Raw genomic sequence first — 21,282 nt, 5'->3', positions numbered from 1 at the left:
CGACGCAGTCGGCACCACACACGTCATCGAAAGACGTCTATGGAGATCACGGCGAACGCTATCTTCATCGGCATAGGGGGCGACCTTTTGGGTCGCTCCCCTGCCACACCACCCGGCATGCGGGTCCGCACCGGGCGGTTCGAGAAGTTGAGGTCATGAGAGACGGGGCAGTCCCAACCGGTCCGACCAGTTCAGGGTTAGCACGGCGTTGAGGAGCATGCCGCTGTTGCGCCACCAGCGACGGCTGTTGGCCGCCACCTGCCGTGCAACGTCAGGCTTGGCTCCCAGCGCCAGCAGTTCCCTGTGCATGGTCGTACCGCGCTTCCACTGCTTGAGCTGGATGGCGCGCAGCCGGTGACGCAGCCACTGGTCCAGCTCTCGCCAGACCCGTGGGGTTTGCGCCAGCCGGAAGTACGCCTTCCAACCCAGGACATAGGGCCGCAGACGATCCACCACATCCTGCATGCTGCGCCCGCCACTGCGGCAGGTCAGTTGCCGGATGCGCTGCTTGAACGTCCTCAGCGGCTTGTCGGCGACCTTGCGTTTGATCACGCCGCCCGGGGCTACCCAAAGGCTGTAGCCCAGGAACTTGCGACCAAACACGCTGGCCACTGTGCTTTTGGTCTCGTTGACCGTCAAGTGCAGCTTGCCGTAGAGCCGCCGAAGCAGCGCCATCACCCGGTCACCCGCCCGGCGGCTGCGAACGTAGACGTTCGCATCGTCGGCGTAGCGCACGAAGCAATGGCCCCGACGTTCCAGCGCCTTGTCCACTTCATCGAGCAGAACGTTGGCCAGCAGCGGCGATAGCGGCCCGCCTTGCGGCGTCCCCATCGTTCGCTTCCGGACCACGCCATCGCCCATGATCCCGCTGTTCAGATACGCCCGGATCAGCCGGATGACCCCGGTGTCCCCGATCCGTTTCTGAAGGCGGTCGATGAGGATGTCGTGATCGACCCGGTCAAAGAACTTTTCCAGGTCGACGTCCACCACGATCCGGCGGCCCGATTGCACGTATGACTGCGCCGCAAGGACGGCGTCATGCGCGCTTCGGCCCGGCCGGAAGCCGTAGCTGTGCTCGCTGAAGGTCGGATCAAGAATGGGCTGCAGCACTTGCAGCAGCGCCTGCTGGATCAGACGATCCGTCACCGTCGGGATGCCGAGCTCACGCTCGCCGCCCTCGGGCTTGGGGATCGCCACCCGTCGCACCGGACTGGGCCGGTACGCCCCCGACAACAGTTGCTCGCGGATCGCCGGCCACGCCGTACGCAGCTGCGCGGCGGTCTGGTCAATGTCCAGACCGTCCACACCGGCTACGCCTTTGTTGGCCCGCACCCGCTTCCACGCCCGTTGCAGGTTCTCTCTCGCCAGAGCCGCCAAAAGCAGCGCCGACCCTGTGCCCTTCGGTTCATGCCGCGGGCGACGAGCTTCATCGCTGCCCGAGCCACACGCGGCTTCACCGCGTCCTACCCCGGACCGCCCTGCTTGCGCAGGCATCTGATGCAATGCTCGCCACATCGACATGGCCTCGAACACTCCCTCTCGTTCGGCCCTTCGCCTGCGGGACGGCTTCGCAGCCTTCCCACCGGCTACTACGACCTCGGCTGACTTCTCGCTCCGGCTCGACACCGTCGCCCTTTCGGGCATGAGGCGAGACCTCCCCAGGTAAGAACGCACTCCTTCACTGCACGACCGCCGGATCTACGCCGCTTCCCCTTGATCACGAGAGCTTCGCGATTACTGGCCCGCTCGCCCTGGTCGGCAACGCCTTCTATCCGCTTCTTATTCATCGGCCCGCAGCTTCGCTCCACGCTTCCTCCCCACACTCGGTCGCCCTCATGCGGTTGCGCTTCGCTTCGCTCGTTGTGATCAACTCACGATGGGACTTGCACCCATAAGAGGGCGCCCATGCTGGGCGCACCAGCAAAAAGCCGGCGTGCATCGCTGCACACCGGCTTGTCATCCGAGACCGCGACGAGGCGCGATCAGGTGTTCATCGACTCGAAGAACTCGGCGTTGTTCTTGGTGTTGCGCAGCTTGTCGAGCAGGAAGTCGATGGCGTCCATCGTGCCCATCGGATTGAGGATGCGCCGCAGCACATACATCTTCTTGAGCTGCTGCGGATCGGTGAGCAGTTCTTCCTTGCGAGTGCCGGAGCGCGTGATGTCGATCGCCGGGAAGGTGCGCTTGTCGGACACCTTGCGGTCGAGGATCAGCTCGGAGTTGCCGGTGCCCTTGAACTCTTCGAAGATCACTTCGTCCATGCGGCTTCCGGTATCGACCAGCGCCGTGGCGATGATCGTCAGCGAGCCGCCTTCCTCGATGTTGCGCGCGGCACCGAAGAAGCGCTTGGGTCGCTGCAACGCGTTGGCATCGACACCGCCGGTCAGCACCTTGCCCGAGGACGGCACCACGGTGTTGTAGGCGCGGCCGAGACGGGTGATCGAATCCAGCAGGATGACGACGTCGCGGCCATGCTCGACGAGACGCTTGGCCTTTTCGATCACCATTTCGGCGACCTGAACGTGACGCACCGCCGGCTCGTCGAAGGTCGAGGACACCACCTCGCCTTTCACCGAGCGCTGCATGTCGGTGACTTCTTCCGGACGCTCGTCGATCAGCAGCACGATCAGGTAGCATTCCGGATGATTGGCCGTGATCGAATGAGCGATGTTCTGCATCAGCACGGTCTTACCCGTGCGCGGCGGCGCCACGATCAGTGCGCGCTGGCCCTTGCCGATCGGCGCGACGATGTCGATGACCCGGGCGGAGAGATCCTTGCGGGTCGGATCCTCGAGTTCGAGACGGAAGCGCTCGTCCGGGAACAACGGCGTCAGGTTGTCGAAATTGACCTTGTGCCGCGCCCTCTCCGGATCCTCGAAGTTCAGGGTATTGACCTTGAGCAGGGCGAAATAGCGCTCGCCTTCCTTCGGCGAACGAATATGGCCCTCGATGGTATCGCCGGTGCGCAGGCCGAAGCGGCGGATCTGCGACGGCGAGACATAGATATCGTCCGGGCCCGGCAGGTAATTGGCGTCGGGCGAGCGCAGGAAGCCGAAGCCGTCGGGCAGCACCTCGACGACGCCTTCGCCGATGATATCGATTTCCTGGATGGCGAGCTGCTTGAGAATGGCGAACATCAGCTCCTGCTTGCGCATGGTGCTGGCATTCTCGACTCCGAGCTCTTCCGCAAAGGACACGAGTTCGCCTGGAGTCTTGGACTTGAGGTCCTGTAGTTTCATTTCCCGCATTGGGATTGGTCCTGTGGAGAGCAAGGGGAGGCTGGCGATTGGGGGGTGTGACGACGTGCGGATCAGAACACGAAACGGAAAATCCGCAGGTCTTGGCAGCCAGGTTTGAAGATGGGGACCGTCGAGGGCCTGGAACCTGATGCGGCGGCCGGTTTATGGACCGACCGGATCACGACCACATCCGCCTGCGTTTGGGTGGGATAGCCAAAATATAGAAAACCGATTTTAGTTCCGCAAGGCGCTTTGCGCGGCAGCAGCTGCCCCCGCAAAGAGCGGGGATTGCCTCAGAACGGCTTCACGATCACCATGATCACGATTCCAATCATTAGAAAAGTAGGTATCTCATTGATAACGCGGTATAATTTTTGAGATCTGGTATTCCGGTCGAGGGCGAAATCGCGGACCCGCGAGGCGTAGTAGCCGTGCACGGCCGACATCAGCACGACCAGCACGAATTTCACATGGAACCAGCCGGCTCCATACCAGCGCCCCGCCCAGGCGAGGTACAGCCCGACCACCCAGGTCACGATCATCGCCGGATTGATGATCACCTTGAGCAGCCGCTGCTCCATCACCTTGAAGGTTTCCGACTGCTTGGAGCCGACCGGCGCCTCGCAGTGATAGACGAACAGCCGCGGCAGATACAGCATTCCCGCCATCCAGGCGATGACGGCAATGACGTGCAGGGCCTTCAGCCATTCGTACATCGGGATTTTCTTGGATGGATTTAGCGGACGGCGGGATGAAGCACGGGTTCTATTAGCCCAGCGCCCGCACCCGCGCCAGCATCCGCTCGACATGCGCCAGCGGGGTTTCCGGCAGAATGCCGTGGCCGAGATTGAAGATGAAACGGCCAGCCGAAAATGCCTCGAGGACCGCATCGACGCTGCGATCGAGCGCATCACCACCAGCAAGCAGGGCGAGAGGATCGAGATTGCCCTGGATGGCCACCTTCGGCTGGATCCGCTCGCGAATGACGGTTCTGTCCACCGCCCAGTCGACACTCACTGCATTGACCGGCACCTGCGCCACGTAATCGGCCAGACCGGCACCGGCACCGCGAGGAAATCCGATGATGCGGGCACCGGGAACCAGACGGCGCAGGCCCTCGGCGATACGCGCCGCCGGCTCGAGGCACCAGCGCCGGAACTCCTCCGGCGGCAGCACGCCCGCCCAGGTGTCGAACAGCTGCACCGCATCGGCGCCGGCCCGGATCTGGTTGTGGAGATAGGTGATCGAGCAGGTGACGAGACGGTCGATCAAGCGCTGAAACACCTCGGGCTCACGATAGGCCAACAGACGCGCCGGCGCCTGGTCGGGCGTGCCGTGGCCAGCGACCATGTAGGTTGCCACCGTCCAGGGGGCTCCGCAGAAACCGAGCAGCGCGACTTTCGGATCGAGCGCTGCCTTCGCCCGCCGCACGGTCTCGTACACCGGCGACAGCACATCGTCATCGACTGCCTCCGGCAGCCGATCGATGGCTGCCGCATCGCCGAGAGGTTCGAGCCGCGGTCCCTCGCCTGCCTCGAAACGCACGGTCTGACCGAGGGCATGGGGAATGACGAGAATGTCGGAAAACAGGATGGCAGCATCGAAGCCGAACCGCCGCACCGGCTGCAACGTCACTTCCGTTGCCATCTCCGGCGTGAAGCACAGCTCGAGAAACGATCCGGCCTTCGCACGCAGCTCGCGGTATTCCGGCAGATAGCGACCGGCCTGACGCATCATCCAGACGGGAGGTACCTCGGCCGGCTTGCCGTCGAGCACATCCAGGATCGAGTTCTTCACCGTCATCGCACCTGACCAGTCTTCTCTTAAACCATTCTTTAAGATTCTAGTTAGTAGTTATGTGACGGTGGATTGGACTCACGCAACGGCGTCGACTCCTTCTCCATCCCCCGTCCACATCGCCAGACTTTATGCCCGGCATCCGCCCCCGTTGCGCGGTGGAAAGAAAGTCTCATGACTTGAGGGGCTTGGCTCCGTCCTGGGGCCTGATTATCAAGAGACAAATCCACATGACCCCACTATCATCGGCCCTGTTCGCGGGCCTTCTCCCATATTGAGCCCTGTGAAGCAAAACCGCCCTTTTCCCGAGGCCAGCCGCGCTTGACCGAATCCCCCGCCGAAACTCCACAGCGATCCACAGGATATCCGGCCTGATGCCGCCCGCGACCGGCAGTTATTTTCACCTTCATATGGTGTCCGATTCCACCGGCGAGACGCTGATCACGGTGGCGCGCGCGGTGGCTGCACAATACTCCCATGTCACCCCCGTCGAGCACGTCTATCCGCTGGTGCGGAGCCAGAAGCAACTCGATCGCGTGTTGGCGGAGATCGAGGAATCCCCCGGCATCGTGCTGTTCACGCTGCTCGAGGAAGACCTGGTGTCGCGGCTCGAGACCAAGTGCAAGGACATGAATATTCCGAGCTTGTCGATCATCGGGCCGGTGCTTCAGCTGTTCCAAGCCTATCTCGGCACCGCCACGGCCCATCGGGTCGGCGCCCAGCACACGCTCAATGCGGAATATTTCAAGCGGATCGACGCCCTCAATTACACCATGATGCATGACGACGGGCAGCACGTTGAAGGCCTGGAAGAGGCCGATGTGGTACTGGTCGGCGTCTCCCGCACCTCGAAGACGCCGACCTCGATCTATCTCGCCAATCGCGGTGTGCGCACCGCCAATGTACCGCTGGTCCCGGGTATCCCGATTCCCTACCAGCTCGAAAACCTGAACAAGCCGCTGGTCGTCAGTCTCCACGCCTCGCCGGAGCGCCTGATCCAGATCCGCCAGAACCGTCTCCTGGGCCTTGGCGCCCACACCGACGATGCCGTCTATACCGATCGTCAGGCTGTCGCCGAGGAAGTGCTGTTTTCCCGTCGCCTCAGTGCCAGGCACAATTGGGCGCTGCTCGACGTCACGCGCCGATCGATCGAGGAAACCGCCGCGGCGATCCTCAAGCTGCTGGCCGACCGCCAGCGGCAACGGGGCTGAAACGATGACCTTGTGGTATGGTGAAAGGCCACCGATCCTCGCCTCGAGCAGCCGTTCTCGCCAGACCCTGCTGCATCATGCCGGCATTCCGTTCGAGGTGATTCCGGCCGATATCGACGAGCGTGCGGTGGAAAACGGCGCGGCTGTATCCGCACCGGGGGAGGTCGCGTCCCTGCTGGCAAAGGAAAAGGCCCTTGCGGTCGCTGCTCGCCATCCCGGCCGGATCGTGATCGGCGCCGACCAGACCCTGGCGCTCGGATCCCGTCGGTTCAGCAAGCCGAAGAATCGCGACCAGGCAGCCGAGCAGCTCGCCGCACTGGCCGGTGCCGTGCACGAATTGCATTCGGCGGTGGCGGTGGTCATCAATGACGAAGTGCGTTTTTCCCACGTAGCCGTGGCGCGTCTCGCCATGCGGCCGCTGAGCGAAGCCGCGATTGCCGCTTATCTCGATACTGCCGGCGACGTCGTCTGCACCAGTGTCGGCGCCTATCAGCTCGAAGGCCTCGGCGTGCATCTGTTCGATCGGGTCGAGGGCGATCACTTCACGGTTCTCGGCCTGCCCCTGCTGCCATTGTTTGCGTATTTGCGCGGCGCAGGGCTTCTGGCCTTTTAGAGGATCGGGAATGCTGCTGCTCGGGTTGACCGGTTCGATCGGGATGGGCAAGTCGACCACAGCCAGGCTGTTCGCCGAAGCGGGCGTGCCCGTCTATGATGCCGATGCCACGGTGCATGTTCTCTATGAAGGGGAGGCCGCGCCGGCGATCGAGGCCGCCTTTCCCGGCACCACCGTGGATGGCAAGGTCGATCGCCAGAAACTTTCGGCCTACGTCCTTCACGACAGCTCGGCGATGAAGCGGCTGGAGGGAATCGTGCATCCGATGCTGCGCGCCCACCAGCAGGCCTTTCTCGACGCGGCCGAGCGGTCGGGCGCGCCGGTCGCGGTGCTCGATATTCCGCTGCTGTTCGAAACCGCTGGCGAGAACCGGGTGGATGCCGTGGCAGTGGTCACGACGTCGCCGCAGGTGCAGCGCGAGCGGATCCTGGCCCGGCCGAACATGTCGGCGGAGAAGCTCGACGCCATCCTGGGGCGGCAGATACCCGACGCCGAAAAGCGCCGGCGGGCCGATTTCATCGTGGATACCTCCCACGGTCTTGACCCGGTACGGGCGCAGATCAAGGACATTCTTTACGCCATGGCTAAGATGCCGCGGCGCCGGCCGTGATTCGATGGCCCGCCCCGCCGCCTTGGCGCCCGGGATTTTGTCCTTGAGATCAGCTCGGTCTGCAAACCATGCGTGAAATCGTTCTCGATACCGAAACCACCGGCCTCGACCCGCTCCGCGGCGATCGGCTGGTCGAAATTGGTTGCATCGAGATCATCAACCGCATGCCCACCGGCCAGACCTTCCACCGCTACATCAATCCCGAGCGGGACATGCCCGCCGAGGCCTTTGCGGTACACGGGCTGTCGACCGAGTTTCTGGCCCAGAAGCCGCTGTTCGCCGAGGTCGTGGATGAATTCCTTGCCTTCATCGGCGAGGCGCCGCTCGTCATCCACAATGCCTCCTTCGACATCAGCTTCATCAACATGGAGCTCGAGCGGCTCAAGCGCGTGGCGATCCCGCGCGAGCGGCTGGTCGATACGCTGCTGCTGGCACGCCGCAAGCATCCGGGCGTGTCCAATCGGCTCGACGATCTCTGCTCGCGTTACTCGATCAACAATTCGCACCGCACCCTGCACGGCGCCCTGCTCGACGCCGAATTGCTGGCCGAAGTCTATATCGACCTGATTGGTGCCCGGCAGTCGCAGCTCATTCTCGCCGACACCCGCCAGTCCGAGATTCGGGTCGAAGCCGATGGTCCGCGGCGGCAACGTCCGGAGCCGCTGGCACCGCGCGTCACCGAGGCCGATCGCGAAGCCCATCGCGCCTTCATCGCTAAAATGGGCGACAAGGCGCTGTGGAAGGAATATCTCGGCGCTTGAGCCGGCGCCGATCGCTGGGTTCGTCGTGACGCGGTTTATTCGCGCGAACCGGTGCCCGCCTCGCCGGAAATTGCCCCAGGTCGATCGGCCGGGACACCGGTCCGAAGTCCGGCCAAAGAAGAGCCAGCCGAAGTAAAAAGAAAAAGGCCCGGCGCGCGTCACGCGCCGGGCCTTTGAATGTTGAATGACGTCTCTTGTTGTCGCGCTGTGGCTCAGGACGCCGTGCCGCGCCGCATCTGGTCGGCCTGCCGTTCGAGGTTCTGGCGGTAGAGGCCGACGAAATCGACCGGGTCCAGCATCAGCGGCGGGAAGCCGCCGTTGCGCACCGCGGTGGCGATGATCTCGCGGGCGAACGGGAACAGCAGCCGCGGACATTCGATCATGATCAGCGGGTGCAGGTTTTCCTGGGGTACATTCTGGACCCGGAAGACGCCGGCATAAGCAAGCTCGAAACCGAACAGCAGGGTGTCGGCGTTCTCGGCCTTGCCCTCGATCGACAGCGTCACTTCGAAATCGTGCTCGCCGATGTTCTGGGCGCCGACATTGATCTGGATGCTGATCGCGGGCTGATTCTGCTGCGGGGCGAGCGAGCCCGGTGCATTCGGATTCTCGAAAGAGAAGTCCTTGATGTACTGCGCAAGGACGTTGAGCTGCGGCGGAGGGGCGTTTTCGGGCGGTGCGCCGTTGCCGTTGGACATGGAAATCTCTCCTGACGCAGTTTCAGGCGATGTGGCGACCGGCTCGCGTGAAGACGATGCGCAGTTGTTAACGATGATCGAAGGATGAGGCCGGCCCGGACGATCAACAAACCCTTCCCGCCCGGCGGCACCCACGGGCGATGGCCCTGGTCGCGGCCGGTTGGCTATCATAATGGCGCTGCTGTCGACAAGGACAGGACCGCGGCCCTGTCTCGCCAAGGCGATCCGGCAACCGAGCTGAAGCGAGGTTCACGGCCGGCGGGCCGGATCTCCGACCATGATGCATCTATATGATTTTGCAATGGTTTTGTTATATGATGATGAAACGAGGACGGCTTTCGGGCGTCTGGCGATCGCCGCCAGAACAATCTTGGTCCAGGTAATACTGAAACGAGCGTCAGATCCACCGCTCTGGCACTTTGATTTTGCTAGTATCCCTAAGTCGCCGAATGACCGTGCGAGCATGAGGCAAATGGCGCGGTCATTCGGAGACGGGACACGAGAGGTTAGAAAAACTTCTTGATCCTAAGGCCCGGTGGCCGGATACGCGTCGAAAGGCGCCATTGGCTCGCCCGCTTCCGTGCTTACATCAGAAGCGCACGGCTGTGCCGTGGGCTGATTCGGACCGCCCCGTCGGGACACGAGGGGCGGCCCGAAGCGAAGATTTGGTGGTCAGCACCGGAGATGACCCGGGAGTCGATCAGAAAGCGAATGTGACGTGGATATTTACACCATCATCTTCCTGGCTTTGGCCGTGTTCATCTTCCTGCGCCTGCGAAATGTGCTGGGCCAGCGCACCGGCAGCGAGCGGCCGCCGCTCGATCGTGCCGCCCGGGACATCGCCAACGGAGGTGCCAACAGCAATGTGGTGCCGCTGCCCGGCAAGGTGATCGAACATGCGCCGGCAGCAGCTCCCGAGGCGCCCGCCCCGGCCGACCGCTGGAGGGGCGTGGCCGAGCCCGGCACGCCGCTCGCCCTCGGCCTCGATGCCGTCGTCGCTGCCGACCCGTCCTTCGATCCCCAGCATTTCCTCGCCGGCGGCCGCAGCGCCTACGAGATGATCGTGCTTGCGTTCGCCCAGGGCGATCGCCGCTCGCTCAAGGATCTCCTGTCCAAGGAGGTCTATGACGGTTTCGATACGGCGATCCGCGAGCGCGAGAACAACGAGCAAAAGCTCGAGACGCGTTTCATCGGCATCGACAAGGCCGAACTGACCGGCGCCGAGCTGCGCGACCATATTGCACACGTGACCGTCCGCTTCGTTTCTCAGATGGTGACCGTGACACGGGACAAGACCGGCGCCGTGGTCGACGGCAGTCCCGACAAGGTCACCGACGTCACCGATGTCTGGACCTTCGCCCGTGACACCTCCTCGCGCGACCCCAATTGGAAGCTGGTTGGCACCGACAGCGGCCACTGATCGGCGCCGTCCTCCGCGCGTCGGGCTGCGCATGGTGGCGGGGGCCGCATGCGCCGCGCTGGTGCTGACGCTCGCGAGCGATGACGTCGAGGCCCGTCGGTCCGGCGGCTATTCCCATCGTCACCTGCGCCACGTGGTCAGGGCGCCGCCAGTGCTGCCGTTCGAATTTCCCAATGCCCAATACGTGCCCGTCGCCTGGGGCGACGTCGCCGGATGGCGGGACGACGATCAGCTCGCCGCCTTCAATGCGTTTCGCAACAGTTGCGCCGCGATCATCGCCAATCCCGCGTCGGCGGAGACCAAGACCCTCGGCCGCTCGCTGGTCGAGCCCTGCCGGGAGGCGCGTCGCCATCATCCCGCCACCACCGAAGCCGCGCGCGCATTCTTCGAGGCTCATTTCGTGCCGCTGCGGATCAGCAAGCTCGGCGATGTCCAGGGGTTCGTCACCGGCTATTACGAGCCGGAGGTCGAGGGCTCGCCGACCCGCACCGATGTCTACACGGTGCCGATCTACCGCCGGCCGTCGAACCTCTTCGTCCGCGGCTATTCGCAGAGCTCCACCAACCTGCCCAACAAGGGCCAGGTGTTCCGCAAGATCGGCCGGCGCAAGCTCGTGCCCTATTACGACCGCGGCGAGATCGAGGATGGCGCCATCGCCGGACGGGGCCTCGAACTGTGCTGGCTGAAGGATCAGACCGACCTTTTGTTCATCCAGATCCAGGGGTCTGCCCGGGTGCGGATGCCGGATGGCTCGGTGACGCGCCTCAACTACGACGCCCACAACGGCTATCCCTATACGCCGGTGGGGCGCGTGCTGATCGACCGCAACATCATTCCCCGCGAGCAGATGTCGATGCAGCGCATCCGCCAGTGGATGGAGGAAAATCCCGACGGCGCCAAGGACCTGCGGCGGCAGAACCGCTCCTACGTCTTCTTCCGCAAGGTCGATCTCGCGGCGGATGCCGAGGCGGTCGGCGCCCAAGGCGTTCATTTGATGGCCGGGCGCTCCATCGCCGTCGACAAGGCGCTGCATGTCTATGGCACGCCATTCTTCATCAGCGGCGCGTTGCCGCTCGAGTCCGAGCAGTCGCCGAGCGCCTTTCATCGCCTGATGGTGGCCCAGGACACGGGTTCGGCCATTGTCGGGCCGGCGCGCGCCGACATCTATTTCGGCGCAGGCCAGGAAGCAGGCCGGGTTGCCGGTCGGCTGAAGAACGGGGCGGACTTCACCATGCTGGTGCCAAAAAGCATGGACCCGCGGGCCGGCGAACATACCGTGTGGCTGCCCGAACCGCGCCCGGCGGCCGCGATCGCCAGATTTGATGTCGGCAAGACTGACAGCGCCGGGCCCGATCTCACCAAATCTGATGTCACCAAATCCGATGTCACCAAGTCTGACGTCGGCAAGCCTGCGGTCGCCGGGACTGACGTTACCAAGACTGAAGTTACCAAGACTGATGTGACCAGGGCTGTTGCCGGCAAATCCGACGTGGCGAGGCCGAAGGCCGCAGTGTCGGGTTCGCCGGGGGCAAATCCACCCGCGGCGACGAATTCCGCCGCGACGCTGGTCGCCGAGGTGCCGCTGCCGGCGCCGCGCCCGGACGCGCTGAAGCTGGATCCGTCATCACCGGATTTCATCGGGCCGATCCGGCCACAGCGCCGCCCTTCCCCCGACAGGCGTCCCCGACAATGACCCGCAAGCCTCAACCGATCGCCGATGCCGCGCCACTGCGGCGCCGGCGGGTGCTCAGCGCCGAAGAGCGCGCCTTGTGGGAAGACGTCGCTCGTACGACGCGGCCGCTCAAGCGTGCCCGCAAGCGCCATGCACCGGTCGAAGATCACGTCCAGCAGAATGCCGCGCCGCCGCCGGCGGCGCCAAGCATTGGGCTGCAACCTGCATCGCCGAAACCGGCGCCGAGGCCGATCCCGTCGCAACCGCCGCCGCTGGCAAGCCTCGGCCGGCGCGAGCGCAGCCAATTGGCGCGCGGCAGGAAGGACATCGAGGCCAGGCTCGACCTCCACGGCATGACCCAGACGCGCGCCCATCGCGCGCTCCTGAGTTTCGTCGAACGCGCCAGCGACGAGGGCCTGAGCTTCGTCCTCGTCATCACCGGCAAAGGCGGCGCGGCATCCGGCGCGGAACGCGGCGTGCTTCGCCGTCAGGTTCCGGAATGGCTGGGCCTGCCGGAATTCCGCGCTTGCGTGGTCGGGTTCGAGGAGGCTCATATTGGCCACGGCGGCGCCGGAGCGCTCTATGTGCGGATCCGGCGACGCGGCCGGCGCTGAACCGTGTTCGAGGCGACGGTTTGCAATGAAGGACGCAAGGACATGACTTCACCATCGACCCCGCTGCCCACACGCATGCTCGGCGCCAGCGGAATTGCGGTTTCGGCGCTGGGGCTCGGCTGCATGTCGTTCTCCGGCGTCTACGGCGCCAGCGACGACGCGGCGGCCACCGCCCTGATCCAGGACGCGATCGATCGCGGGGTGACGCTGCTCGACAGCGCCGACATGTATGGCTGGGGTCACAACGAGACCCTGCTCGGCCGCGCCATCGCGAGCCGGCGGCAGCGTATCGTGCTCGCCACAAAATTCGGCCAGGTCCAGGGCACGGCCGGCGCCAACACGGTCGACGGCCGGCCCGAATATGTGATGGCGGCCTGCGACGCCAGCCTGAAGCGCCTCAACACCGATGTGATCGACCTCTACTATCAGCACCGGGTCGATCCCAGGGTGCCGATCGAGGAGACCGTCGGCGCCATGGCGCGGCTCGTCGAACAGGGCAAGGTGCGCGCACTGGGCTTGAGCGAGGCGCGCCCCGACACCGTCCGCCGCGCCCACAAGGTGCATCCGATCGCCGCGGTGCAGACCGAATACTCCTTGCTCTACCGCAGCGAAGCCGAGGAGACGCTCAAGACCACCCGCGAGCTCGGCATCAGCTTCGTCGCCTATTCGCCGCTCGGCCGCGGCGTGCTGACCGGCGCGGTGCCGACCGAACTCGCCGAGAGCGACCGGCGGCGGAGCCACCCGCGCTTCTCCGGCGACAACCTCGCCCACAACCTCGCCCTCGCCGCGCGGGTCAAGGCGATCGCCGACCGCAAGCGCTGCACGCCGAGCCAGCTGGTGCTGGCCTGGCTATTGGCGCAGGGCGACGACATCGTGCCGATCCCCGGCACCAGGCATCGCGAGCGCTTCGTCGAGAATCTCGGCGCGCTTTCCGTGAAGCTGAGCGCCGACGAGGTGGCGGAGATCACAGCGGCGGTGCCGCCGGGCGCGGCCGCCGGGTCGCGCTATCCCGCCGGGCAGATGGGAAGCGTGTATCTGTGAAGGTGAGCGCTGCCGAGGGCGCGGGTGCGCAAGTGGCAGCTGCCATCGCCAGCGCGGACATGACGAAGAATTAATTCCGCAATGACTACGCCTTCGCATAGGCGGACGATCCTGTGCGCCGGGTGATGTTGGGCGCGGAGTTTCAACGGCACCGCCGCGGCGTACTGGGTCGCCCGATCAAGTCGGGCGACGACGGTGAAGGGGAGGTAAGCGCAGGGGCCAACGCGCATTCTGCTGTCGTCGCCCGCGAAAGCGGGCGACCCAGTATTCCGCGAGGGTGCGAAGGGCAGGACGGTGCGTCAGCATTCCATCAATGGCGCCTCGAGCACCGCCATCAACGACATGGATTATTGGGTCGCCTGGTCTGCGACGAGCGACGACCACCGAGACTGCAGTGCCGCCAGATCGTGATGCGCGCCCGCGCTCCTACAGAATGAACCGGCTGAGATCGGCGTTCTTGGCGAGATCGCCGACGTGCTTCTGGACGAAAGCGGCGTCGACGGTGATGGTCTCGCCGGCGCGGTCGGGCGCGGTGAAGGAGACCTCGTCGAGCACTCGCTCCATCACCGTCTGTAATCGCCGCGCGCCGATATTCTCGACGCTGGCGTTGACGCTCACCGCGACATCGGCCAGGGCGTCGATGGCGTCGTCGGTGAAGACGAGCGAGACGCCCTCGGTCATCAACAGCGCCACATACTGCTTGATCAGCGAGGCTTCCGGCTCGGTGAGGATGCGGCGGAAATCGTTGCGGGACAGCGCCTGCAATTCGACGCGGATCGGCAGCCGGCCCTGCAATTCGGGCAGCAGGTCGGAGGGTTTGGCGACATGGAAGGCGCCGGAGGCGATGAACAGGATGTGATCGGTTTTCACCGCGCCGTGCTTGGTGGTCACCGTGGTGCCCTCGATCAGCGGCAGCAGGTCGCGCTGGACGCCCTCGCGCGAGACATCGGCGCCGACGCGGCCGTCGCGGGCGCAGATCTTGTCGATCTCGTCGAGGAAGACGATGCCGTTGTTCTCCACCGCGGCGATCGCTTCGATCACCAGCTTGTCGGTGTCGAGCAGCTTGTCGGATTCCTCGGTGACCAGGATCTCGTGGGAATCGGCCACGGTCAAACGCCGCGTCTTGGTGCGGCCGCCCATCTTGCCGAAGATGTCGCCGAGCGAGATGGCGCCGATCTGGGCGCCGGGCATGCCGGGAATCTCGAAGGTGGGCAGCCCGCCGCCGCCGGCCTGGACTTCGACCTCGATTTCCTTGTCGTTGAGTTCCCCGGCGCGCAGCCTGCGGCGGAAGGAATCCCGCGTCGCCGAGCCGGCATTGGCGCCGACCAGGGCGTCGAGCACCCGTTCCTCGGCGGCGAGCTGGGCGCGCGCCGCGACGTCCTTGCGCTTGCGCTCGCGAGTCTGGGCGATGGCGACCTCGACGAGGTCGCGGACGATCTGCTCGACGTCGCGGCCGACATAGCCGACCTCGGTGAATTTGGTCGCCTCGACCTTGATGAAGGGCGCGTTGGCGAGCTTCGCCAGGCGCCGCGAGATCTCGGTCTTGCCGACGCCGGTCGGCCCGATCATCAGGATGTTCTTGGGCAGCACCTCCTCGCGCAGGCTGCCGGTGAGCTGCAGCCGGCGCCAGCGGTTGCGCAGGGCGACGGCGACCGCGCGCTTGGCATCGGTCTGGCCGACGATGTAGCGGTCGAGTTCGGAGACGATTTCGCGGGGGGAGAAGTCGGTCATAGTGCTGTTCGGCCCTGGCCCTGGATGCGGCTCGAGTGAATGCGGCTCACGCCGCGGTCAACGCCTCGAGGGTGACGTTGCGGTTGGTGTAGACGCAGATGTCGGCGGCGATATCGAGCGAGCGGCGCACGATGGTCTCGGCGTCGGTATCGGTCTCGAACAGCGCCCGCGCCGCGGCCAGGGCGTAATTGCCGCCGGAGCCGATCGCCATGATGCCGGCTTCGGGCTCCAGCACGTCGCCGGTGCCGGTCAGCACCAGGGAGACGTCGCGATCGGCGACGATCATCATGGCCTCGAGGCGGCGCAGATAGCGGTCGGTGCGCCAGTCCTTGGCGAGTTCGACGGCCGCCCGGGTGAGCTGCCCGGGATACTGCTCGAGCTTGCTCTCGAGCCGCTCGAACAGGGTGAAGGCATCGGCGGTGGCGCCGGCAAAACCGCCGATGACGTCGCCCTTGCCGAGCCGGCGCACCTTGCGGGCATTGGATTTGATGATGGTCTGGCCGATGGAGACCTGGCCGTCGCCGCCGACCACGACCCGGCCCCCCTTGCGGACGGTCAGGATGGTGGTGCCGTGCCAGGGGCCGGCCCGGTCTGGGATCGTGTTTTGCATGAAATGTTCCTCGAACCGCCCTGATCTAGGGATTGCAGGGCCGGCTTGCAAATTTCGTCTGGCGGGCGGGAAATCCGGTCACCATAGCCAAAAACGCAGGCGCCATCCGGTCATCCCGCAGTAGCGAAGGCGTCGTCTGCCTGTTACAAGGCTCCCCGTCGGGGGCAGGCCGGGAAGCGGATTTCCGGTTTTATGAGAAGATCGTGCTCCCATTCATGCGCCGAGGAGAGGCGCCGGAGACCCTTCATGCGCACCGCCACGATCGCGCGCAAGACCAAGGAGACCGACATCGCGGTGACCGTCAATCTCGACGGAACCGGGGTGTCCCAGGTCGCCACGGGCATCGGCTTTCTCGACCATATGCTCGACCTTCTGGCGCGTCATTCGCGGATCGACCTCGCCGTCAAGGCCGACGGCGACCTGCATGTCGACTATCATCACACCACCGAGGATGTCGGCATCGCGCTCGGCCAGGCGGTCAAGCAGGCGCTGGGCAGCATGGCCGGGATCACCCGCTACGCGGCCATCCACATGCCCATGGACGAGACCCTGACCCGCGTCGTCGTCGACGTGTCCGGCCGGCCGATGCTGGTCTTCAAGGCCGCCTTTCCGCGCGACAAGATCGGCGAATTCGATACCGAGTTGGTGCGCGAATGGTTCAACGCCTTCGCGATGAACGCGGGCATCACGCTGCACGTGGAGACGCTGTACGGCGAGAACAGCCACCATATCGCCGAATCCTGCTTCAAGGGTCTGGCGCGGGCGCTGCGGGCGGCCATCGCCGTTGATCCGCGCAGCGCCGGCGAAATCCCCTCGACCAAGGGTCAGCTCGGCGGCTAAAGCGTTTTCCGGCCGCGGCTCTGGCGCCCGCCCAACACCGCAAATAGATGTCCGGGCAAGGACTTGATCCCCTCACCCGGTCGCGCCAGGCGCGCCTGGCGCAACCAACGGATGGAAATGACGGACAGGGGGCCCGGACCAGGGCGCCACCAGTCCTCCGGAGACGAGCAATGCCGGTCTATACAGTCCATGCCCCCCTGTCCGGCCGCGACGGCAATGCCGCCGCCGACCGCTTCGTTTTCGTCCGCGACGGCTTCCATCTGTGGGCGGCGGTGTTCGGCGTGCTGTGGTTTGTCGTCCACCGTCTCTGGCTGGCGTCCATCGCCTGGCTCGTCGTCATGACGCTTGCCGGCGTCGGCATGGCGATGCTGCCGGTCAGCAACGAGGTCCGCACCCTGGTGCTGGCGCTGTTCGCGGTGCTGATCGGGTTCGAGGCCGCCAGCCTGTGGCGCTGGACCCTGTCGCGCGGCCACTGGCGTCAGCTCGACGTCGTGGTGGCGCGCAATCGTCACGATGCCGAGCACCGTTTCTTCGAGCGCTGGACGGCCGGCCGTGTCGCGGCCGCCGATAGCCGGCCGGGCGATCGCGCCGGCGCTGCGCCGTCGAAAACCTTCGGTCCGAACGGCGGCGCCGGCGAGATCATGGGCCTGTTTCCGCAGCCGGGATCGTCGCGATGAGCGTCGCCATTATCGATTACGGTTCAGGCAATCTGCACTCGGCAGCGAAAGCCTTCGAGCGCGCCGCCCGTGAACTCGACGTCCCGCCATCGATCGTCGTCACCAGCGATCCCGAGGTGGTGGCCAAGGCAGACCGCATCGTGCTGCCCGGGGTTGGCGCCTTCGCCGATTGTCGCGCCGGCCTCGACGCGCTGGACGGCATGGTGGCGGCGCTGGACGAGGCGGTGCGCCAGAAGGCCAGGCCGTTCTTCGGCATCTGCGTCGGCATGCAGCTGATGGCGACGCGCGGCCGTGAATATGTCACCACCGCCGGCCTCGGCTGGATCGCCGGCGACGTCGAGAAGATCGCGCCGTCCGATCCGGCGCTGAAGATCCCGCACATGGGCTGGAATACGCTCAACGTGGCGCGGCCCCATGCCATGCTCGCCGACCTGCCGCTCGGCGAAGACGGCCGCCACGCCTATTTTGTGCACTCCTATCACCTCCATGCCGCCGATGCGGCGGACGTGGTGGCGCGCGCCGACTACGGCGGACCGGTCACCGCCATCGTCGCCCGTGACAGCGCCTTCGGCACCCAGTTCCACCCCGAAAAGAGCCAGCGCTTCGGCCTCGCTCTGATCGGCAACTTCCTGAGATGGGCCCCGTGATTCTGTTTCCCGCCATCGACCTCAAGAATGGCGCCTGTGTCCGTCTCGAACAGGGCGACATGGCGCGGGCCACGGTCTTCAACACCGATCCCGCGGCCCAGGCGAGCCGCTTCGAGCAGCAGGGCTTTGCCTATCTCCACGTCGTCGACCTCGACGGCGCCTTCGCCGGCAAGCCGATGAACGCGGCGGCCGTGGAGGCGATGCGCGCCGCGGTGAAGATGCCGATCCAGCTCGGCGGTGGCATCCGCGATCTCGAGACGGTTGCCGCCTGGCTCGACAAGGGCATCAGCCGCGTCATCATCGGCACCGCGGCGGTGCGCGAACCGGCGCTGGTGAAGGAGGCGGCGAAACGCTTTCCCGGACAGGTCGCGGTCGGCCTCGACGCCCGCGACGGCAAGGTCGCCGTGGAAGGCTGGGCCGAGACCTCGGAAGTCACCGCCCTCGACATTGCCCGCCGCTTCGAGGATGCTGGCGTCGCCGCCATCGTCTTCACCGACATTGCCCGCGACGGCCTGCTCAAGGGTCTCAATCTCGACGCCACCATTGCCCTGGCGGAGGCCATCTCGGTGCCGGTCATCGCCTCCGGCGGCCTCGCCTCGCTCGACGACGTTCGCGCCCTGCTGGCGCCGCGGGCCAAGAAGCTCGCCGGCGCCATCACCGGGCGCGCGCTTTACGACGGCCGGCTCGATCCGGCCGCGGCCATGGCGCTGATCCGCGCCGCAAACGCGGCGGCCTGACCATGTTCAAGGTTCGCGTCATCCCCTGTCTCGACGTCAAGGACGGCCGAGTCGTCAAGGGCGTCAATTTCGTCGACCTGCGCGACGCCGGCGATCCGGTCGAGGCGGCGATCGCCTATGACGCCGCCGGCGCCGACGAATTGTGCTTCCTCGACATCACCGCCACCCACGAGAATCGCGGCACCATGCTCGACGTGGTGCGGCGGACGGCGGAAGCCTGCTTCATGCCGCTCACCGTCGGCGGCGGCGTGCGCACCGTCGACGATATCCGCGCCCTCCTCACCTCCGGCGCCGACAAGGTCTCGATCAATTCCGCGGCGGTGGCGCGGCGGCCCTTCGTCCGCGAGGCCGCGGAGAAATTCGGCGACCAGTGCATCGTGGTGGCGATCGACGCCAAGCGCGTCAGCGCCGAGGGCGAGCCGGCACGCTGGGAGATCTTCACTCACGGCGGTCGCCGCGGCACCGGCATCGACGCGCTGGACTATGCCGAGGAGGTCGTGGCGCTCGGCGCCGGGGAGATTCTTCTGACCTCGATGGATCGTGACGGCACGCGCCAGGGTTTCGACATCCCCCTGACCCGCGCCGTGGCCGACCGGGTGAGCGTGCCGGTGATCGCCTCGGGCGGCGTCGGCAATCTCGACCACCTGGTCGCCGGCATTCGTGACGGCCACGCCACCGCGGTGCTGGCCGCCTCGATCTTCCATTTCGGCGAATTCACCATCCGTCAGGCCAAGGAGCACATGGCGGCCTGCGGGCTGCCGATGCGCCTCGACCCCTGACTAGCGTGGTGTCTCGCCATTGCCTACGAGAGGCTTGCCGCAAAGGCGGTAGGCAATGGCGAGACGCCACACTAGTGTCCTGTCTCCGAATTACCGCTTCATTTGCCTCACCCTCGCACGGTAATTCGGAGACATAAGGACACTAGCAAAATCAAAGCGCTAGTGTGGCTTATGTCTCGCAATTGCCTACGACAGACTGGCCGCAAAGGCGGTAGGCAATTGCGAGACGCCACACTAGCGCTCTCACGTACCGGAGACGAAAGCCGCCATGGCCCGCTTCACCATCCATGATCTTGCCGCCACGGTGGACGCACGGGCGGCATCGGGCGGCGAGGGTTCGTACACCCGCAAGCTGCTCGACAAGGGCGTCACCCATTGCGCCAAGAAATTCGGCGAGGAGGCGGTGGAGGCGGTGATCGCCGCGGTCGAGGACGATCGCGACCATTTCGTCGCCGAAGCGGCGGACACGGTGTTCCACCTGCTGGTGCTGCTCAAGGCGCGCGGCGTCTCGCTCGGCGATGTCGAAGAGGTTCTGGCACGGCGCACGCAGATGTCCGGCCTCGAAGAAAAAGCGGCGCGCCGGCGCGACTGACGGCTCAGGGGGGGGGACGATGGACCGGGATCGCGAGTACAATCCTTATCGGGTGTTTTCGCGCAGCCAGTGGGCGATGCTGCGTGACGATACCCCGATGACGCTCGCCGAACACGAGGTCGAGGCACTGCATTCCATGCACGACCGCCTCGACCTGAAGGAGGTCGAGGAGATCTATCTGCCGCTGTCGCGGCTGCTGTCGATGTATGTCGAGGCCGAGCGGCGGCTGTTCGCGGCGCAGCGGCGCTTCCTCCATATCGAGGACCGCAAGATGCCCTATATCATCGGCGTCGCGGGTTCGGTGGCGGTGGGCAAATCGACCACCGCGCGCGTGCTTCAGGCGCTGCTGGCGCGCTGGTCGCCGCGGCCGAAGGTCGATCTCGTCACCACCGACGGCTTTCTCTATCCGAACGGCGCGCTCGAGCGCGAAGGCCTGATGGACAAGAAGGGGTTTCCCGAGAGCTATGATCTGCCGGCGCTGCTCGCCTTTCTCAGCGACATCAAGGCGGGCCGCCGCCCGGTCTCCGCTCCGGTCTATTCCCACCTCACCTACGACATCGTGCCCGGCGGCGAGATCGTGGTCGACCGGCCCGACATCCTCATCGTCGAGGGCCTCAACGTGCTGCAGACCGGACCGCTGCCGCGCGACGGCAAGGCGGTGCCCTACGTCTCGGATTTCTTCGACTTCTCGGTCTATATCGACGCCGACGAGCCGGTGCTGCGACAGTGGTATGTCGAGCGCTTCCTCAAACTGCGCGACACCGCGTTCCACGATCCACGGTCCTATTTCAACCGCTACGCCGAACTGTCGGACGAGGAGGCGACCAGAACGGCCCTGTCGCTCTGGACGCGCATCAATCTCGTCAATCTCGAGGAGAACATCCTCCCGACCCGGCCCCGCGCCCAGCTCATCCTCAAGAAGGGCGCCGATCACGTCGTCGAGACGGTGTGGCTGCGGAGGTTGTAGGGCCGTCGACGCCTGTCTTTGCCGAA

The 21,282-nt window shown here is 65.4% G+C and carries 22 protein-coding genes; 15 read left to right on the top strand and 7 right to left on the bottom strand.

Translation table 11 applies throughout. The features are described from left to right. Positions 1-153 precede the first annotated feature (153 nt). The 4 genes from ltrA to hemE all read right to left on the bottom strand — a co-directional run bounded on the left by ltrA (position 154) and on the right by hemE (position 5,042). Positions 154-1,533 carry a group II intron reverse transcriptase/maturase gene (gene ltrA, locus DB459_RS08925; RefSeq protein WP_253711515.1) on the bottom strand — a complete coding sequence of 460 codons (1,380 nt, stop codon included), beginning with the start codon at positions 1,531-1,533 and terminating at the stop codon, positions 154-156. 449 nt (positions 1,534-1,982) lie between these two features. Continuing rightward, a complete protein-coding gene (gene rho, locus DB459_RS08920; RefSeq protein ID WP_253712510.1) occupies positions 1,983-3,248 on the bottom strand; it encodes a transcription termination factor Rho in 1,266 nt (421 codons plus the stop codon). 284 nt (positions 3,249-3,532) lie between these two features. Continuing rightward, positions 3,533-3,955: a protoporphyrinogen oxidase HemJ gene (gene hemJ / locus DB459_RS08915; RefSeq protein ID WP_253712509.1), complete on the bottom strand. Its 423-nt coding sequence runs from the start codon at positions 3,953-3,955 to the stop codon at positions 3,533-3,535. A gap of 52 nt (positions 3,956-4,007) precedes the next feature. Further along, complete coding sequence (gene hemE, locus DB459_RS08910; protein ID WP_253712508.1) at positions 4,008-5,042, bottom strand: uroporphyrinogen decarboxylase; 1,035 nt, start codon at positions 5,040-5,042, stop codon at positions 4,008-4,010. Between the two features lie 368 nt (positions 5,043-5,410). Between hemE and DB459_RS08905 the strand changes: the two genes are divergently transcribed. From DB459_RS08905 to dnaQ, 4 genes are all read left to right on the top strand, one after another. After that, complete coding sequence (locus DB459_RS08905) at positions 5,411-6,247, top strand: pyruvate, water dikinase regulatory protein (RefSeq protein WP_253712507.1); 837 nt, start codon at positions 5,411-5,413, stop codon at positions 6,245-6,247. Between the two features lie 4 nt (positions 6,248-6,251). Next, positions 6,252-6,860: a Maf family protein gene (locus DB459_RS08900; protein WP_253712506.1), complete on the top strand. Its 609-nt coding sequence runs from the start codon at positions 6,252-6,254 to the stop codon at positions 6,858-6,860. Between the two features lie 10 nt (positions 6,861-6,870). Further along, a complete protein-coding gene (gene coaE / locus DB459_RS08895; protein WP_253712505.1) occupies positions 6,871-7,470 on the top strand; it encodes a dephospho-CoA kinase in 600 nt (199 codons plus the stop codon). Positions 7,471-7,538: 68 nt separating this feature from the next. Then, positions 7,539-8,231, top strand: coding sequence for a DNA polymerase III subunit epsilon (gene dnaQ / locus DB459_RS08890; RefSeq protein ID WP_253712504.1), 693 nt, complete (start codon positions 7,539-7,541; stop codon positions 8,229-8,231). A 212-nt stretch (positions 8,232-8,443) separates the two neighbouring features. Here the strand turns inward: dnaQ and secB are convergent, their stop codons facing one another. Next, positions 8,444-8,929 (bottom strand): protein-export chaperone SecB, encoded by a 486-nt coding sequence (secB, locus tag DB459_RS08885; protein WP_253712503.1) that lies wholly within the window; start codon positions 8,927-8,929, stop codon positions 8,444-8,446. Between the two features lie 718 nt (positions 8,930-9,647). Here secB and DB459_RS08880 point away from each other — a divergent pair. The 4 genes from DB459_RS08880 to DB459_RS08865 are packed head-to-tail and all read left to right on the top strand — an operon-like array spanning position 9,648 to position 13,676. Continuing rightward, positions 9,648-10,349 (top strand): Tim44/TimA family putative adaptor protein, encoded by a 702-nt coding sequence (locus DB459_RS08880; RefSeq protein WP_253712502.1) that lies wholly within the window; start codon positions 9,648-9,650, stop codon positions 10,347-10,349. A 31-nt stretch (positions 10,350-10,380) separates the two neighbouring features. Next, entirely contained in the window at positions 10,381-12,042 is a 1,662-nt protein-coding gene (locus DB459_RS08875) for a murein transglycosylase A (protein WP_253713485.1), read from the top strand. After that, positions 12,039-12,635: a Smr/MutS family protein gene (locus tag DB459_RS08870; protein WP_253712501.1), complete on the top strand. Its 597-nt coding sequence runs from the start codon at positions 12,039-12,041 to the stop codon at positions 12,633-12,635. Before DB459_RS08875 ends, DB459_RS08870 begins: the two co-directional genes overlap by 4 nt. A gap of 42 nt (positions 12,636-12,677) precedes the next feature. Next, the gene (locus DB459_RS08865; RefSeq protein ID WP_253712500.1) at positions 12,678-13,676 is read left to right on the top strand and encodes an aldo/keto reductase; all 999 of its coding nucleotides are present in this window, start codon (positions 12,678-12,680) and stop codon (positions 13,674-13,676) included. Between the two features lie 426 nt (positions 13,677-14,102). Here the strand turns inward: DB459_RS08865 and hslU are convergent, their stop codons facing one another. Both hslU and hslV read right to left on the bottom strand, forming a co-directional pair. After that, complete coding sequence (gene hslU / locus DB459_RS08860) at positions 14,103-15,407, bottom strand: ATP-dependent protease ATPase subunit HslU (protein WP_253712499.1); 1,305 nt, start codon at positions 15,405-15,407, stop codon at positions 14,103-14,105. 46 nt (positions 15,408-15,453) lie between these two features. Further along, positions 15,454-16,017 carry an ATP-dependent protease subunit HslV gene (hslV, locus tag DB459_RS08855; RefSeq protein WP_253712498.1) on the bottom strand — a complete coding sequence of 188 codons (564 nt, stop codon included), beginning with the start codon at positions 16,015-16,017 and terminating at the stop codon, positions 15,454-15,456. Between the two features lie 246 nt (positions 16,018-16,263). Here hslV and hisB point away from each other — a divergent pair, with 246 nt between their 5' ends. The 7 genes from hisB (at position 16,264) to coaA (ending at position 21,256) form a co-directional block, all read left to right on the top strand. Further along, the gene (gene hisB / locus DB459_RS08850) at positions 16,264-16,857 is read left to right on the top strand and encodes an imidazoleglycerol-phosphate dehydratase HisB (protein WP_253712497.1); all 594 of its coding nucleotides are present in this window, start codon (positions 16,264-16,266) and stop codon (positions 16,855-16,857) included. A gap of 170 nt (positions 16,858-17,027) precedes the next feature. Beyond that, positions 17,028-17,534 (top strand): DUF2628 domain-containing protein, encoded by a 507-nt coding sequence (locus DB459_RS08845; protein ID WP_253712496.1) that lies wholly within the window; start codon positions 17,028-17,030, stop codon positions 17,532-17,534. Further along, the gene (hisH, locus tag DB459_RS08840; RefSeq protein WP_253712495.1) at positions 17,531-18,181 is read left to right on the top strand and encodes an imidazole glycerol phosphate synthase subunit HisH; all 651 of its coding nucleotides are present in this window, start codon (positions 17,531-17,533) and stop codon (positions 18,179-18,181) included. Before DB459_RS08845 ends, hisH begins: the two co-directional genes overlap by 4 nt. Then, positions 18,169-18,918, top strand: a complete 750-nt coding sequence (gene hisA / locus DB459_RS08835) for a 1-(5-phosphoribosyl)-5-[(5-phosphoribosylamino)methylideneamino]imidazole-4-carboxamide isomerase (RefSeq protein WP_253712494.1) — start codon at positions 18,169-18,171, stop codon at positions 18,916-18,918. The genes hisH and hisA overlap by 13 nt, the downstream gene beginning before the upstream one ends. Before the next feature lie 2 nt (positions 18,919-18,920). Beyond that, positions 18,921-19,697 (top strand): imidazole glycerol phosphate synthase subunit HisF, encoded by a 777-nt coding sequence (gene hisF, locus DB459_RS08830; protein ID WP_253712493.1) that lies wholly within the window; start codon positions 18,921-18,923, stop codon positions 19,695-19,697. Positions 19,698-19,965: 268 nt separating this feature from the next. Next, a complete protein-coding gene (locus DB459_RS08825) occupies positions 19,966-20,289 on the top strand; it encodes a phosphoribosyl-ATP diphosphatase (protein ID WP_253712492.1) in 324 nt (107 codons plus the stop codon). 19 nt (positions 20,290-20,308) lie between these two features. Continuing rightward, complete coding sequence (coaA, locus tag DB459_RS08820; RefSeq protein WP_253712491.1) at positions 20,309-21,256, top strand: type I pantothenate kinase; 948 nt, start codon at positions 20,309-20,311, stop codon at positions 21,254-21,256. The last annotated feature ends 26 nt before the right edge of the window (positions 21,257-21,282 follow it).

It is taken from the genome of Bradyrhizobium sp. WD16 (assembly GCF_024181725.1).
GTDB lineage: Bacteria > Pseudomonadota > Alphaproteobacteria > Rhizobiales > Xanthobacteraceae > Bradyrhizobium_A.
This window is presented reverse-complemented; position numbering and strand designations above follow the sequence as displayed.